The organism is Streptomyces sp. NBC_00554 (genome assembly GCF_041431135.1).
Taxonomy (GTDB): Bacteria; Actinomycetota; Actinomycetes; order Streptomycetales; family Streptomycetaceae; genus Streptomyces.
Genome location: NZ_CP107799.1, coordinates 9,406,868 through 9,422,816 on the forward strand (window position 1 = coordinate 9,406,868; position 15,949 = coordinate 9,422,816).

Consider the following 15,949-nt stretch of genomic DNA (forward strand, 5'->3'; position numbering starts at 1 on the left):
AACTGGCGGACCGTCAGATGTCTGTACCGTCTCCCGGTTCACCGGCCACCACCAGGCGCCTGAGGTGTTCCGAGATCTCCGCGCGGGCCTCGGCAGGCAGCCCCGCGTCGGTGACCAGCGTGTCGACCTGCTCGAGCGCGGCGAAGGAACTCAGGCCCACCGTGCCCCACTTGGTGTGGTCGGCGACCACGACGACACGTCGAGCGGACTGCACCAGCCGCCTGTTCGTCTCGGCCTCCGCCAGGTTCGGCGTCGACAGGCCCGCCTCGACCGATATCCCGTGCACCCCCAGGAACAGCACGTCGAAGTGGAGCGCCGCGATGGCCTGGTCGGCCACCGGTCCCACGAGGGAGTCGGACGGTGTGCGCACCCCGCCGGTCAGGACGACCGTGGCGGCGCCCTGCCGCTGACCCGAGACGCGCTGCGCCGAGTGGAACACGTCCGCCACACGCACCGAGTTGGTGACCACGGTCAGGTCCGGGACGTCCAGGAGATGCTGGGCCAGCGCGTACGTCGTCGTACCGCCCGAGAGCGCGATCGCCGTGCCCGGCGCGACGAACTCGGCCGCGGCGCGCGCGATGTCCTCCTTGGCGGTCAGCTCCAGACCCGACTTGGCCTCGAAGCCCGGCTCGTGCGTGCTCGCCTCGGCCACCGGCACCGCGCCGCCGTGCACCTTCTCCAGCACACCCTGGCGGGCCAGGGCGTCCAGGTCGCGGCGGACCGTCATGTCGGAGACGCCGAGCCTGCGGGTCAGTTCGTTCACACGGACGCCACCGCGCCGTCGTACTTCGTCGATGATCAGGGCGCGACGCTGCTCTGCGAGGAGGTTCTGATTCTCACTCACGTCCGCTCCGGTCCTTTCGCCTCAGCCTGCCCGACACTGCGTCCGAACCCACTCCCACGTGGACATTCTCCCTGTCCTAGGTCTGGAGGACGCCTCATCCTCGCACGGGTCACAGACAGGCGCGCCACTGCCCGTACGGACTCCCGTCGAGGAGCTGTCACACGAATCGGGGAGATTCCGTGACTACAGGTGTGCGTACGGCCCTTGGGCGAGATCCTTGTGCCTGCACATGACACAGGGGAAAGACGTGGCACGGGGGAAGTGCGGAACAGTGGAACGTGCACGGGAAAACGGTTCGACGGGGGAGCTCGGCAGCCCCGCACAGCGGCCCGAAGCGGCTGCGACAGCCCTTGAACTCCTGGTTCACGGAGTCGGCGGCGCCTCACCGGAGGAGATGCTCGACGACCCCCGGACAGTCCGTGTCACCGGCGACGACACGGCGGCCGTCTACCGGCGCATCGCGGACGCCGACGCGGAGCAGCGTCCAGACGCCGACCGCGGCCAACCGGTGCCCGAGGCCTACGTGTGGTGCAACCTCACGTCCGGCAACGGCTCCCGCGCCCTGTGGCTGTTACTGCTGCCCTTCATGGTGGTCAACCTCGCGCACTGGATGCGCCCCACCACCCGCGGCCGCAAGCGCACGGTCCGCCTGTACGGCCTGCTCGTCCGCCTGGCCGGACTCACCCTCACGGTGCTCCTGGTCGCCGCCGCCTGCGAGGTCGCCCTAGACCTGGCCGCCTGGCAGTGCGCGGGCACGCGCGCGTGCGCCGAGGAGCACTCCTGGCTGGCGTTCCTCTCACCGGACGCGTCCGACGACGGCTGGTGGAGCCAACCGGGCCGCCGCCTCGTCCTGGCCTGCCTGGTGCCCACCGCGCTGACCGGCCTCCTCTGGTACCTGTCCCACCGCACCTGGAGCGCGTACGAGTCGCAGCAGCCGATGTCCCGCAAGGCCGAGCCCGACGAGGAGACCGGCCGGACGGGGCTCGGCCGGCCCGGGTTCTGGTACGGGCGCCGCCTGGTGGCCCGGCTGCGCGCCGCACACACCGCCGCGGGCCTGCTGACGGTCGCGGCGGCGGTCGGCACCTCCGCGGCGCGCTACGACCACGCGTCGGGCGGCCCCGCCGTGCTGGACACTCTGGGCCGGCTCCTGGAAGTGACCCTCGTCGCGGGCTTCGCCGTCGTGCTGTGGGTGGTGTGCCGCAGGGGCCGCAGCGAGAACCGTCTCGACAAGGAACTCGACCGGTCACTGGTGCGCCTGCTGCCCATGGGCTCCGTCATCCTGCTGGTCCTGACCCTGCTGTACGCCGGTTGGTCGCGGCCCGGCTGGCACTCGGAGGGGCGGCTGCCCGGCGACATGACCTTCGGCGGCATCGCGCTCTTTGAGGGCGTACTCGTCATCGCGCTCGGCGTGGTGGCCCACATCCTGTTCCGCGCGCGACCCGACACGCGCACCGCGATGCGTGGTCTGGCCGGCCCCGCCGTCGCGATGCTGGCCTGCGCGCTGGGCGGTGTGATGTCCGGCGGGGTGGCCCAGCGTGTCGCCGACTGGCTGGACGGCACCCGGAGCTCGATCCCGGGCCCACCCGTCCTGCTGACCTGGCAGGCCTCCACGATCCCCGCGGTGCTCGTCGTGCTCGCGTTTCTCATCGGCTGGTTGGCCTGGCGCACCTGGCAGCTGCGAAACCGGGAGATGGGCGGCGTGGAGCTCGACTACGAGGGGGCGGCCAAGGACCCCGCCCGTACGCGCCGCATCGCGAACACACGCGCGATGGCCTCCCTCACCGACAGAGCGCCCCTCATGGTCGCCGTCATCGCGTCCGTGACGTGGCTGCTCGGCGCCGGTGCTCTCGCGGGCGCGCTGGCGACCGAGGACCCGCCGAGCGAGGCCGCGCGAGGGACGTACGCCTTCGTCCAGGGCGCCGCGGAGACCGCGCAGGCGCTCGGCTCCTGGCTGATCGGCCTCGGCTTCATACTGTTCGTCACCTGGGGCCGCCGCGCCTACAAGGACCCGGCGGCCCGCCGCACCATCGGCATCCTCTGGGATGTCGGCACCTTCTGGCCGCGCGCCGCCCACCCCTTCGCGCCGCCCTGCTACGCCGAGCGCGCCGTGCCCGACCTGACCTGGCGCATGGCGACCTGGACCCGCGCCACCGGCGGGCGGCTCGTGATCTCCGGGCACTCCCAGGGCAGCGTGCTGGCCGCCGCGGCGGCCTGGCAGCTGAAGCCGTCCGTACGCAAACGGGTCGCGCTCCTCACCTACGGCTCACCGCTGGAACGCCTGTACGGGCGCTGGTTCCCGGCCCACTTCGGCCCGGCCGCCCTCAGTTCCCTGCACCGCGAGGTCGCCTGCTGGCGCAATCTCTACCGGCCGACCGACCCCATCGGCGGCGGCGTCCAGCTGCCCGGCGACTGCGGTCCCCAGGTCGACCGCGAGCCCCTCAAGGATCCGCTCGCCTATGGACGCACCGCTCAGCACCCGCTGCCCGCGCCGATCCTGGGCCACTCCGACTACCAGGCGGACCCGGCGTTCGCCGAGGAGCGGGGTCAACTGCTGGCGCGGCTGACGCCGGACGTGCCGGTCCCGCGCGCGGGGGACGACGGCGCGCCTCAGGGCAGGTCCGGCAGATCCTCCGAGTAGAGCAGGGTGAGGTCGTCCTTGCTCGGCTCCTCCAGCTGGGCGACCCGCCCCGCGTGCTGCTCGACCATCGACTCGAACGTCTGCCGCGCGGTGCGGCCGTTGCCGAAAGCCGGCCCCTTGGGGATCGCCGTGAAGTACTTCAGCAGCGCCTCGGGTGCCCCCGGGGCCAGTTGGTACTCGTGCTCCTCGGCCTGCTGCTCCACGATCCGCAGCAGCTCGTCGGGGTCGTAGTCGCTGAAGGTGATGGTCCGTGAGAAGCGGGACGCCACACCGGGGTTGACGGTGAGGAACCGCTCCATCTCGGCGGTGTAGCCCGCCACGATCACGACCACCGCCTCCCGGTGGTCCTCCATCAGCTTGACCAGCGTGTCGATGGCCTCACGCCCGAAGTCGCGGCCCGAGTCCTCCGGCGACAGCGCGTACGCCTCGTCGATGAACAGGACCCCGCCGCGCGCCTTGTCGAACGCCTCCTGCGTACGGATCGCCGTGGAACCGATGTGCTCGCCTACCAGGTCCACGCGGGACACCTCGACGAGATGTCCCTTCTCCAGGACACCGAGCGAGGCGAGGATCTCGCCGTACAGCCGTCCGACCGTGGTCTTGCCGGTGCCGGGGGAGCCGGTGAAGACCAGATGCCGCCGGGCGGAGGCCGCCTTGAGGCCCGCCAGCTGGCGGCGGCGGCCCACCTCGATCATGTCGGTCAGGGCCCGCACCTCGCGCTTGACGCTCTCCAGGCCCACCAGCGCGTCGAGTTCACCGAGGACGGCCTTCGGTGAACGCGTCGGCTGCTCGGGCTCCTGCGCGGCGACGAGGGGCTCCTGCTCGGTGGTGCGCTGGCCCGGGATCGCGCCCAGCAGTCCCGCGGAGGCGCTCGACGTCTGTACGGCGGTCTCGTGCGCCGGGGACCGCAGTCCCGCGCTCTCGTCGCTCGTACAGTCCTCCACGACCGGTCCGTCGCCCGCGCCCGGTGCGGTGCCGGCGTCGGCGAAGTCGAAACCCCCGCGCGCGCACCGCTCGGTGCGGCACTTCTTCAGGGTCGCGCGGCAGCCGTCGATCACATGGAAGCCGTAACCCCCGCTGTCCGTCACCCGGCAGTTGAGGAAGCTGCCCCGGCCGCCCGCCGACACATAGAAGCCCGCCTCGGCGGGTGAGGTGACCGTGCAGCGCTCGATGGTCGGATCGGCGCCCTTGGTGACGATCACGCCGGTCTGGGTGCCGTCCACGGTGCAGCCGGACAGGGTGCCGCCGCTGCCGTGGTCGCGGAACCAGGCGCCCGTCGCGGCGTCCCGGATACGGCAGTCGTCGAGCTGCGCCGTCGCGCCGTCACTCACCGACACGGCCGTGTTCCGCACCTGCGACAGGTCGCAGTCGACGACGTCCGCGCGTGAACCGCGGTCGAGGACGAACAGGGCGTCCGGCACGTCGTGCACCCGGCACGAGTCGAGCACGGCCGTGGCACCGTCGCTGATCCACACCGCGGGGTAGTCGCCCGTGCTGTCGAAGATCTCGCACTGGTTGGCGTCCACACGCGTGCCCGGGTCCCAGACCGACAGGCCGTTGCGCCCGAACTGCCGCACGGTGGTGCGCGTCAGCGTGAGGACCGAGCGTGAGCGCAGGTCGACCGCGTTCTCCGGGATGTCGTGGATGCGGCAGTCGGCGAGCGTGAGGACCGCGTCCGTGTCGAGGGTGATGCCGTCCCCGGTCGTACGGTGCACATCGCAGTCGGTGAGATGTGCCGTGGCGCGCCCGGTGATCTGCACTCCGGAGCCCTTGACCTCGTACACCTCGCAGCCGACGGCCTCCAGCGAGGAGCCCTCGCCGGTCGCCGACAGGCCCGCTCCGGAGGCGTGGTGCACCCGGCAGCGCTCCAGACGCGGACGGCCGCCTCCGCGGACCGCCACGCCCGACTGGCCTGCCGCGACGACCTCGCACTCCTCGAACACCCCACCACCGCCGTCCAGTACGGCGATGCCGATACCGGCCGGATTATCGACCGTGCAGCGGCGCACGGTCGGGCGGGCACCGCCGCGCACCTCGATCCCGGCGGCGGAGCGCGTGACGATCCGCACGTCGAGCAGTTCGGGGGTGCCCTCCTCGACGAGCAGCGCGGGCGAGGCGGAGTCCTGGCCCTCCACATGCAGGTCCTGGACCACGGCGGAGGCGCGCACGGTCAGCGGCACTCCGTCGACCGGCGCGATGCGCACGGAACCGGGGGAGCCTTCGGGGCCGCGCAACGTCACCGCGCGCTCGACCACCAGATTCTCGCGGTAGGTGCCCGGAGCGACAGTGAGAACGTCACCGTCGCCCGCCGCCTCCAGGGCGGCGGCCAGCGATGCGTACTCACCCGTGCGGCGCCGCCACCGCGAGGTGCCGGTGTGCGTCACCTGGACCGTGCCCTGTGCCATGGCGCTGTTCTGTCCCCACCTCGTCATACGCGGGTCCTGCGAGGCCGACCGGAAAGCCCGTCGGCATGACGGAAAGCCTCTCACGACGGTGCCGAAGACCTCCGCCGGTCCACCGTAGCGTGCGCGGGGACACCGGGTTGACCGGAGTGGGAAGGCTGTCAGCTGCCCGCGCCGGTCCTGCCCCAGTCGGGCCCCGCCTTGTCCCAGGCACGGTCCCAACGGGCGTACCGGCGAAGGACCATGCGCCAGACGATCAGCCGCCTGCCGCCCTCGACGAGTCCCACGGCCAGCACGGCCGCGCCGAACCCGGCCAGCACGGCGTGTGTCGTCGCGGTGGCACCGTCCAGCGGGCGGCCCACTATTCGGCCGTGCGGGTCGGTCCAGATCGTGAAGTGGTCCCCGGGTGCTGGGGACTTGATGGCGGCCGTCACCGTGCCGTGCTGTGCGGTGCCGTCCGGTGCCGTCCAGTTGGCCACTACACGGCTGTGGGAGTCCCGTCCCGAGGCTGTCTCGGGGTCCGGGTCGAGCAGCGGGTTGCGGGCCGCCTTCTTGACGACTGTGGCCACCACTTCGTGGCGGGCCTCGCGCTGGTCCTGTACGGACTGCTGCAGGGCGCTCTGGGCGGAGGCTCCGACAGCGGCTCCGACGAGAGGGGCGACAGCCAGGATCAGCACGATGGCGGCCAGGGCCAGCCAGGCCTCGACCAGATCGGTCCTGCGGCGCAGCGGGTTGTGCCGCCAACGCCAGAGTCCGCCGATTGCTCGCACCGTTCCGCACCCCCTTCCGCTTCCGTGATAACCCACCGCGGAGTCGTTCGCTCGTCGAGTCCGGGGAAGAGAGAGCGAAATCACCCCGCCCTGGGCCTTTTATGAACTTCTCACGAAGTCTCAACGACCGTGCCTGGGAGCCGGGTTCCCGATGTGCGTGGCCTATTCACGGAACTTGGCCGGGCGGGTTATTCGAGGACGGTGACCGCGTCGCCGATCCGCACCGTGCCCACGGACTCCGGCACCAGGTTCTGCCCGAAGACCAGCCGGTCCCCGAAGCGGCGGTGGCGCCCGAGGGTCCGCAGCGGCTCCTTGCCGCGCTGGGCGGTGCCCTGGTCGGTAGTGGTGACGACGCACCTTCCGCACATCTTGGCGACCCGGAAGTTGACCGCGCCTATGGCGATCCGCGACCAGTCGTCCTCGGCCCAGGCCGCCGTGCCCGCCACGACCACGTTCGGCCGGAAACGGTTCATGGGCAGCGGACCCTCGTCCGCGTGATCGCCCTGGGCGATGAGGGAGTTGAGGGCGTCGAGCGAGGCCAGCGTGGTGAGCAGCAGCGGGTAGCCGTCGGCGAGACTGACGGTCTCGCCCGGCAAGGCGTGCGGAGGGTCGTCGATGGGGCGGCGGGTGGCGGGGTCGTCCATGTGCAGGAGGCGCACGTCCGCGCCCAGATAGTCGCTGCACCAGTCGTGCGCGGTGTCGTTGGCGAGGACCGCTTCCACCTTGGTCCCGAAAATGTTCAGCGTCGTCGTGCCCATCGGCTCCGGCAAGGGGACGGTCACCGGCTCACGGCCCGATGCGGACAGACGAACGCCGCCGCCGGGCAGAAGCTCGGCGGCGGCCAGCGCCAGACGAGGCTGCTGGCGTTGCGTGACGACCTTTCCCCCGTCGTCGATCAGCACCCAGCGTCGGTCTCCGGCCAGCCCCCAGGGCTCCACCAGGGCTTCCCGGGGCTCCTGGCCCCTGAACGCCTTGACCGGATGGACATGAATCGAGTGCAGCTCCGCGTTCCCCATGACGCAATCTTGCCAGCAGGCACCGACAATCCGGTGCGAAAGCCTCAGTACCCGCGGTACTGCTGGCCGTTGTACGGATCCTGGTAAGGAGCCGGAGTGGGACGGGGGGCTGCGGGGCGCATCGCCTCGTAGCCCGTGCCGGGCGCCATCGGGCGCTGCTGCTGGGGCTGGGCGCCCGGGTAGCCGCGCGGGGCACCGGCCTGTTGCGGAATGTAGGGCGCGGGGGCCTGCTGCAGCGGTGCGGGCTGCTGGGCCTGCGGGTAGCCGTACATCGGGGCCTGGGCCTGATACGAGGGTCCGGCCGGCAGGGCGGGAAGTGCCGAAGGAAGCGCGGGCAGGTGGTTGCCCGTGTCGTAGGCGGCGGGGACCCGGATCGGGGCGATCTGGGGAGTCCCCCGCTCGGCGACGAGCGAGTCGTAGATCGGGGTGTCCGGGAAGGACGGCGCGGAGTAGTAACCGCCGCCATAGGTGGAGCGGGGGGAGGTCATGGCACATAAGTTAAGCCCACGATGTGCTGGTTGGGGAGACCGATAAGAGGGTTGTTTTCCGTGTCGGCAGTGACGCGGGATCCCCAATGCGAGCGAACTCGGCAAAAAAGGGCACCGAAGCGCGTTCAGATCGTGTAAAGGCCGAGTGCCTGGGAGGTTACCGGCGGTTGACCACCGATCTTCCGGTGCGGATCATGGGAGTTCGGTACGCGGGGGATTAGGTTTGGCGGGAGTGGAGTCGGCGGACTGCCCGAGGCGCGGCCCGGCGCGGAGAGCATGTGATGGGGGCGTACATGTCAATGCCTAAGGGATCGAATGTTCCCGTGCCGACGACCGCCTTGCGCGTCGAATTGGGATGGCGTTCAGGACCAGGAGTGCCCGACGCGGATGCCTCCGCGCTGCTGCTGGTCTCCGGAAGGGTCCGTTCTGACGGCGATTTCGTCTTCTACAACCAGCCGGAGCATTCCTCCGGCGCCGTGCGGCACGAGGGCAAGCGGGACGCGGGCGGCCAGGTGACCGACACACTGCTCGTCGACCTCGCGCGCGTGGAGCCCACGATCGAGACCGTGGTGCTGGCCGCCTCCACGGACGGCGGCCCCTTCGGGCAGGTGCCCGGACTGTACGTCCGGGTGCTCGACGCGCAGCGCGGCACCGAGGTCGCCCGTTTCGACAGCGCCGACGCGACCGTCGAGACCGCGTTCGTGCTCGGCGAGTTCTACCGGCGCCAGGGCGCCTGGAAGTTCCGCGCCGTCGGACAGGGGTACAGCAGCGGTCTGGAAGGGCTGGCCACGGATTACGGGATCACGGTGGACGAACCGCAGCACGCGGCACCGCCCGCGGCACCGCCCGCGGCTCCGCCGGTGACCATGGCGCGGCCCGCTGCCCAGCCCGTCCCCACGCCGCCGCCCGTCCCGCCGACGGCACCTCCGACCCCGGTGCGCCTGACCAAGGTCACGCTCACCAAGGAGGCCCCGTCGGTCTCGCTGAGCAAGCAGGGCGGCACGTCCGGCGCCATGCGCGTGAACCTCAACTGGGAGGTGCGCAAGCAGTTCTCGGGGTGGGGCAGCAAGCTGGGCCGGGCCGTCGCGATGCACGCGGATCTCGACCTCGACCTCTGCGCGCTGTACGAGCTGTCCGACGGCCGCAAGGGAGTCGTCCAGGCGCTCGGCAACGCCTACGGAGCGCTGCACCAGCCGCCGTACATCCATCTCGACGGCGACGACCGCACCGGTGCGTCGGCGAGCGGCGAGAACCTGTCCATCAACCTCGACCACAAGCAGAGCTTCCGGCGCATCCTCATCTTCGTGACCATCTACGAAGGAGCACGTTCCTTCGCCGACCTGAACGCCACGGTCACCCTCCAGCCGCTGAACGGTGCGCCGATCGACTTCTCGCTCGGTGAGTGCACAGTGCCCTCGACCGTCTGCGCCCTCGCCCTCATCACCAGCAACGGCGGCGATCTGATCGTCCAGCGTGAGGCCCGGTTCCTGGTCCCCGAGCGCGGAGTGAGCCCCCAGCGCACCGTCGACTACGCCTACGGGTGGGGCATGAACTGGACCCCCGGCAGGAAGTGAGCGGTCAGCTCTCGTCCAGGGCGGTGTCGGGACGGGCGTAGGTGCGGCCCTTCCAGGCGGCGCCTCGCCCCCTGTAGTGCTGCACCGCGGAATCGACCGTCATGAGGAGATACAGGAACGCCGTGACGGGCAGCAGCGGAGCCAACCACAGGGGCTGCCGGTAGTAGCGCAGCATCGGCAGATACGTCGCCGTCATCAGCAGCCAGGCGAGCCCCCCGGCCGTCGCCGCCCACACACTCCCCGTGGCGAGGCCCACGAAGAGCGCGATCGGTGGCACCAGGTAGACGACGGCGAGGCCGGCGACCGTCCCGGCGAGCAGCAGCGGATTGTGCCGCAGCTGGGCGTACGCGCTGCGCGAGACCATCCGCCACAGGTCGTGCAGGCGCGGATACGGGCGGACGCTGTCCACTCGCTCCGCCAGCCCCAGCCAGATGTGGCCGCCACCCCCCTTGACCGCCCTCGCGAGCGCGACGTCGTCGATGACGGCATGGCGGATGGCGTCCGGAATCCGCGCCCGCTCGGCCGCGTCCGCACGCAGCAGGACGCAGCCGCCCGCCGCGGCAGCCGTGCGTGAGCCCCGTACGGCGATCCGGCGGAAGGGATAGAGCTGGGCGAAGAAGTAGACGAAGGCGGGTACGACGAGCCGCTCCCACACGCTTTCCACCCGCAGCCGGGCCATCTGCGAGACCAGGTCGAAGCCACCGGTGCGCGCCGCCGCCACCAACTCCCGCAGGCTGTCCGGCGCATGGGCGATGTCGGCGTCCGTCAGCAGCAGATATTCGGGTGCACGCGCGCGTGCCAGACCGATGCCGTGGCGCACCGCCCAGAGCTTGCCCGTCCAGCCCGCGGGCGGTTCCCCGGGCGAGCCGACGGTGAGCGGCAGCCCGCCGTGCAGCCGCGCCAGCTCACGGGCCAGCTCCCCGGTGCCGTCCGAGCTGCCGTCGTCCACGAGGAAGATTTCGGCCCGCCCCGGATAGTCCTGTGCGAGGAGCGAGGGCAGGCTGTCCGGCAGCACGGCGGCCTCGTCACGCGCCGGTACGACGACACAGACGGAGGGCCAGTCGTCAGGCTCCTCGCGCGGCGGCAGTCTCACATCCGTACGCCAGAAGAAGCCCTGGCCGAGCAGCAGCCACAGCCAGGCGGCCAGTGATCCGACAGCGGTCCACACAACGGCGCTCACCCGCCGCAGTCTGCCCCACCCCAGCGGCCCGTTGAGGCGGATCGTCTATGGTGACCGGGTGAAGATCGCGCTCATGGACTCCGGTACGGGACTGCTCGCCGCCGCTGCCGCGGTACGCCGCCTGCGGCCCGACGCCGATCTCATCCTCTCCTCGGACCCCGGCAGCATGCCCTGGGGACCTCGCACAGCGGAAGACGTCACCGCACGGGCCCTCGCCGTCGCCGAGGCCGCCGCGCAGCACCACCCGGACGCGCTGATCGTCGCCTGCAACACCGCCTCCGTGCGCGCCCTGCCCGCGCTGCGCGCCCGTCTGGAGCCGGGGGTGCCCGTCATCGGCACCGTCCCGGCGATCAAACCGGCCGCGGCAGGCGGCGGACCCGTCGCGATCTGGGCCACGCCCCTCACCACCGGCAGCCCCTACCAGCGGGGTCTCATCCGCGAGTTCGCGGACGGAGTGGACGTCACCGAGGTGGCCTGCCCCGGTCTCGCCGAAGCCGTGGAGCACGCGGACCAGGAGGCCGTCGACGCCGCGATCGCCGCGGCCGCCGCTCGCACCCCCGACGATGTAAGGGCCGTTGTCTTGGGCTGCACCCATTACGAGCTGGTCGCCGACCGCATCCGCGACGCCGTGCAGCAGCCCGGCCTGCCGCCGCTCGTCCTGCACGCCTCCGCCGGAGCGGTCGCCGCCCAGGCGCTGCGCCGGATCGGCGAGGTCGCGGACCCGGAGGCCCCCGCCGTCGGTTCTCTCACCGTGCTCCTCAGCGGCCACGAGGGCGCGCTTCCCACTGCCGCGCTGGCCTACGAGGAAGGCCGCCTCCTGTCCGCGGTCACCCCCGCGCACTGACCGTCGGTCACCGGTGAACACCCTCCGTTCGGACACCCTCGGTCACGAAACGGACGCCTTGCGTACGAAGAATGTCCACCCGGAGCAGTAACGCTCCGCAACCCAGTGCCCGTAGTGCGGAACCTGAGTAGTCTCATTGCCATGAGGGACCACCCCCACGGCAAAAAGACCTCGCACCCGGCCATCTGGACAGGGCGCGCGACCAACCGTGTCCAGTGGCTGCCCGCGCTCGGCGGGGCCGCGTGCATCGCGCTCGGCATCGAGCTGGCCGTCGACTCCGCGTGGACGTCGGGCAGTGCCCCGCTAGTCATGTCCGTCGTCGGCTGCATCGCGGCAGGACTGCTGATCCTTTTCGGCACGCTCGCATTCGTGCATGTCGCCGTGAAGGTCGACAAGGACTCCCTCGAAGTGCGCTGCGGCCACATAGGGCTGCCGCGTCGCCGCATCCCGCTCTCGAATGTCGTCGGCGCCGATTTCGCGCCCTCGGTCACCCCCCGCCAGTGGGGCGGCTGGGGCTACCGCTGGCGGCCCGAGATGGGGACCGCGGTCATCGTCCGGCGTGGCGAGGGCGTGGTGCTCCTCCTCGGGGACGGCCATACGTTCACGATCACGGTGGACAACGCGGAGGCGGCCGTACGGATCATCCGCGACCACCTGCGCGCGACCACGCCAGGCACGGCGCTCTGACCCAGCCGCCTGTCCTACGGCTGATCAGTCCCCTGCGTCGCGGCTGAAGGCGGTTGCCGGGGGCACACCACCCGTGTCGACGATGAGTTCCGGCACCTCCTCGGACAGCGGTCGTGACGTGGCGAAGCCGGCCAGCAGGCCCGCGCCGGCCGTCACCGTGGTGAAGCTCAGGGCGTTGCCGACCGACGCGACGACGGCCAGAGCGGTCAGGGCCGCGCCCGCCGTGAGTGCGATCGGTGTGGGACGCCGCGTGCGCCACAGCGCGTACAGGACCCAGCAGAACACCGCCGCGAGGAGTGCCACGCCGATCACGCCCTGCTCGGCCGCCTGCTGCAGAGGCGCGGAGTGGGGCTTGCCATCGGGCAACAGCGACTGCGTGACCGTCGGGCCGAGTTCCCCGTAGCGCCCGGGGCCGGCGCCAAGAGCCGGATACTCGCGGGCCAGGTGCAGCGCGTCGCGCCAGAGCAGGACCCGGTGCTGGGTGAGTGGCCCTTCCAAAGCGGCGGTCAGGCCGTCCGGCAGCACGTTCTCGGCGATCGCCCAGGTCGTTCCCGTCACCAGGGCGGTGGTGAGCGCGAGGCCGGCCAGTCCCAGGGCGCGGCGGCGCATGCGGGCGGCGGCGAGGGAGCACAACAGCACCCCCGTGCACAAGACGACTCCCGTGGTCGACCCCAGCACCGCCGCGGTCACCACGATCCCGGCGGCCAGCAGCCGCAGTGCGAAGCGCAGCACCAGCGGGCGGGCGGCCCAGGCCGCGCAGCAGGCGGCTCCGGCGGAGAGGATCAGCAGCGCGGCCGTGGCGCCACTGTGTCCGAGCGGCGAGGTGATCTGCGGGCCGGGAGTGGTGTGCGGGGCGGTGACCGCGAGGCCGAGTCCGGCGAGCGCGCCCGCGCAGGGCGCTGCGACCGGCAGCAGAGCCCCGAGGATCCGTCCGGAGGCGTAACCGGCTGCCACGGCGAGTATCGCCAGGAGTACGCCCTCGGGCCGGCCGTCGTGCGCGCCCGCCGTGACCAAGGACCAGATCGCGCACGCCGCGAGCACGATCACGCCCGCGACGTCGGATGCGTTGCGTCTGTCGCCCGCGGCCGCGGGATCGGCCGCAGAAGTCATCCTCGTGGACCCCACCCCGTCGCCCCCCGACTGTGACGGGCCCCGGCCGTCGAGGCCGCTTCCGGCCGCACGTCAGAGGCTCGGGCACACCGTAACGGGTGATGCGCCAGTTTGTGGACAAGTTGCGCAGGAACGTTGCGGCAGATGCGAGGGGGGAGCGCTCCGCCGGGCCGCGGTTTTCCGCCGGGCTGTCGGCTCCCACGGGATGGACCGCGCTGTCGGTGCCCAGGTCACGCGCCGTACACTCCCGGAGTGACCGCCACCGCGACATCCGTAGACGAGCCGGAGCAGCTCGAACCCCAGGCCGCGCCCGAATCGCGTGGGGCCAGACTCGCCCGCCGTCTCGTTCCGGCCGCCTCCGCGGTGCTCTCCGGCGTGCTGCTGTACGTCAGCTTCCCGCCGCGCACTCTGTGGTGGCTGGCCCTTCCGGCCTTCGCGGTCTTCGCCTGGACGCTGCGCGGACGAACCTGGAAGGCGGGTCTCGGGCTCGGCTATCTGTTCGGTCTGGGGTTCCTGCTGCCGCTGCTGGTGTGGACCGGTGTCGAGGTCGGCCCCGGGCCGTGGATCGCTCTCGTCATCGCGGAATCGGTGTTCGTCGCACTTGTCGCCGCCGGTATCACCGCCGTCTCCCGGCTGCCGGGCTGGCCCCTGTGGGCGGCGACGCTGTGGATCGCGGGCGAGGCGGCACGCGCGCGCGTGCCGTTCGGCGGGTTCCCCTGGGGAAAGATCGCCTTCGGGCAGGCGGACGGTGTCTTCCTTCCGCTCGCCGCGGTGGGCGGCACGCCGGTGCTCGGCTTCGCGGTCGTGCTCTGTGGCTTCGGGCTGTACGACGTCGTGCGCCTGGTTCTCGAGGGCCGCCGCACCCGGGTAGTGCGGCGCGGTGCCGCCGCGGTGGCACTGCTCAGCATCGTCGTCCCCGTGGCCGGAGCGCTCGCAGCGCGGTCGCTGGTGAGTGACAAGGCCGAGGACGGCACGGCGACCGTCGCGGTCATCCAGGGCAATGTGCCGCGTGCGGGGCTGGAGTTCAACGCCCAGCGACGTGCCGTGCTCGACTACCACGCGCGGGAGACCGAGCGGCTTGCCGCCGAGGTCAAGGCGGGCAAGGTCGCCCAGCCCGACTTCGTGCTGTGGCCGGAGAACTCCTCGGACATCGACCCGTTCACCAACCCCGACGCGCGCGTCGTGATCGACGCCGCGGCCAAGGCGATCGACGCCCCCATCTCGGTCGGCGGTGTCGTCGAGCGGGACGGCAAGCTCTACAACGAGCAGATCCTCTGGGACCCGGACAAGGGCGCGGTCGACACCTACGACAAGCGGCAGGTCCAGCCCTTCGGCGAGTACCTCCCGCTGCGTTCGCTCATCGGGGCCATCAACAGCAACTGGACGTCCATGGTCAGCCAGGACTTCAGCCGCGGCACCAAGGCGGGCGTGTTCACGATGGACGGCACCAAGGTCGGCCTCGCCACCTGCTACGAGGCCGCCTTCGACTGGGCCGTGCGGGACACCGTCACGGACGGCGCCCAGATGATCTCGGTGCCCAGCAACAACGCGACCTTCGACCGCAGCGAGATGACCTACCAGCAGCTCGCCATGTCCCGCGTCCGCGCCGTGGAGCACAGCCGCACCGTCACGGTGCCGGTGACCAGCGGCGTCAGCGCCATCATCATGCCGGACGGGAAGATCACCCAGAAGACCGGGATGTTCGTGGCGGACTCGCTCGTCCAGAAGGTGCCGCTGCGCTCCTCGGAGACCCCTGCCACGCGGCTCGGGATCCTTCCCGAGATGCTCCTGGTGCTGATCGCGGCGGGCGGGCTCGGCTGGGCGGTGGCGACGACGGTGCGCGGACGACGCGACAACAGTGTTTAGCGTGGCGTTCCCGGACCGCAACGGAGCTGCGGAACAGGGCCGTTAGGGTCGGTGCATGGCTACTCCTGACTTCATCCACACGATCCGGGCCACCGCCGGTCACCAGCTGCTCTGGCTGCCCGGAGTCACCGCCATCGTCTTCGACGACGCGGGCAGAGTGCTGCTGGGGCGCCGCTCCGACACACGCAAGTGGTCGGTGATCGGTGGCATCCCCGACCCGGGGGAGCAGCCCGCTGCCGCAGCGGTGCGGGAGGTCTTCGAGGAGACGGCGGTGCGATGCGTCGTCGAGCGGGTCGTGCTCGTCCAGGCCCTTGCGCCGGTGACCTACGGGAACGGCGACATCTGTCAGTACATGGACATCACGTTCCGGTGCCGGGCTGTCGGCGGTGAGGCGCGTGTCAACGACGACGAGTCGCTGGACGTCGGCTGGTTCGACGTGGACGCACTGCCGGAGCTGAACGAGTTCTGCCAGCTTCGGATCAAGCAGGCACTGTCCGACGCACCCACATGGTTTGACCCTACGACCTGAG

At 71.4% G+C, this 15,949-nt stretch carries 13 protein-coding genes; 6 read left to right on the forward strand and 7 right to left on the reverse strand.

Annotated elements, in window-relative coordinates; all coding sequences use genetic code 11:
* Positions 1–13 precede the first annotated feature (13 nt).
* Complete coding sequence (locus OG266_RS41825; RefSeq protein WP_266469731.1) at positions 14–844, reverse strand: DeoR/GlpR family DNA-binding transcription regulator; 831 nt, start codon at positions 842–844, stop codon at positions 14–16.
* A gap of 271 nt (positions 845–1,115) precedes the next feature.
* Here OG266_RS41825 and OG266_RS41830 point away from each other — a divergent pair, with 271 nt between their 5' ends.
* Positions 1,116–3,482: a hypothetical protein gene (locus tag OG266_RS41830; protein WP_371552097.1), complete on the forward strand. Its 2,367-nt coding sequence runs from the start codon at positions 1,116–1,118 to the stop codon at positions 3,480–3,482.
* Here OG266_RS41830 and OG266_RS41835 read toward each other — a convergent pair.
* The 4 genes from OG266_RS41835 to OG266_RS41850 form a co-directional block, all read right to left on the reverse strand.
* Positions 3,452–5,887, reverse strand: coding sequence for a right-handed parallel beta-helix repeat-containing protein (locus OG266_RS41835; protein WP_371553157.1), 2,436 nt, complete (start codon positions 5,885–5,887; stop codon positions 3,452–3,454). The genes OG266_RS41830 and OG266_RS41835 overlap by 31 nt on opposite strands.
* Before the next feature lie 158 nt (positions 5,888–6,045).
* On the reverse strand, positions 6,046–6,654 hold the full coding sequence (locus tag OG266_RS41840; protein ID WP_371552098.1) for a hypothetical protein: 609 nt from the start codon (positions 6,652–6,654) through the stop codon (positions 6,046–6,048).
* A 188-nt stretch (positions 6,655–6,842) separates the two neighbouring features.
* Entirely contained in the window at positions 6,843–7,670 is an 828-nt protein-coding gene (locus tag OG266_RS41845) for an MOSC domain-containing protein (RefSeq protein WP_371552099.1), read from the reverse strand.
* Between the two features lie 44 nt (positions 7,671–7,714).
* The gene (locus OG266_RS41850) at positions 7,715–8,158 is read right to left on the reverse strand and encodes a DUF6643 family protein (RefSeq protein WP_266469742.1); all 444 of its coding nucleotides are present in this window, start codon (positions 8,156–8,158) and stop codon (positions 7,715–7,717) included.
* 293 nt (positions 8,159–8,451) lie between these two features.
* Between OG266_RS41850 and OG266_RS41855 the strand changes: the two genes are divergently transcribed.
* Positions 8,452–9,732 carry a TerD family protein gene (locus tag OG266_RS41855; RefSeq protein ID WP_371552100.1) on the forward strand — a complete coding sequence of 427 codons (1,281 nt, stop codon included), beginning with the start codon at positions 8,452–8,454 and terminating at the stop codon, positions 9,730–9,732.
* Between the two features lie 4 nt (positions 9,733–9,736).
* Here OG266_RS41855 and OG266_RS41860 read toward each other — a convergent pair whose 3' ends face one another.
* Positions 9,737–10,912 (reverse strand): glycosyltransferase, encoded by a 1,176-nt coding sequence (locus tag OG266_RS41860; RefSeq protein ID WP_371552101.1) that lies wholly within the window; start codon positions 10,910–10,912, stop codon positions 9,737–9,739.
* A gap of 58 nt (positions 10,913–10,970) precedes the next feature.
* Between OG266_RS41860 and OG266_RS41865 the strand changes: the two genes are divergently transcribed.
* Positions 10,971–11,756, forward strand: a complete 786-nt coding sequence (locus OG266_RS41865) for a glutamate racemase (RefSeq protein WP_371552102.1) — start codon at positions 10,971–10,973, stop codon at positions 11,754–11,756.
* A gap of 141 nt (positions 11,757–11,897) precedes the next feature.
* Positions 11,898–12,443, forward strand: a complete 546-nt coding sequence (locus OG266_RS41870; protein ID WP_266469748.1) for a hypothetical protein — start codon at positions 11,898–11,900, stop codon at positions 12,441–12,443.
* 24 nt (positions 12,444–12,467) lie between these two features.
* On the opposite strand, the gene OG266_RS41875 is transcribed toward OG266_RS41870, so the two are convergent.
* On the reverse strand, positions 12,468–13,553 hold the full coding sequence (locus tag OG266_RS41875; RefSeq protein ID WP_266469750.1) for an O-antigen ligase: 1,086 nt from the start codon (positions 13,551–13,553) through the stop codon (positions 12,468–12,470).
* A 252-nt stretch (positions 13,554–13,805) separates the two neighbouring features.
* Here OG266_RS41875 and lnt point away from each other — a divergent pair, with 252 nt between their 5' ends.
* The gene (gene lnt / locus OG266_RS41880) at positions 13,806–15,419 is read left to right on the forward strand and encodes an apolipoprotein N-acyltransferase (protein WP_371552103.1); all 1,614 of its coding nucleotides are present in this window, start codon (positions 13,806–13,808) and stop codon (positions 15,417–15,419) included.
* Positions 15,420–15,474: 55 nt separating this feature from the next.
* Positions 15,475–15,948, forward strand: coding sequence for an NUDIX domain-containing protein (locus OG266_RS41885; protein WP_371552104.1), 474 nt, complete (start codon positions 15,475–15,477; stop codon positions 15,946–15,948).
* Position 15,949: the final 1 nt, after the last annotated feature.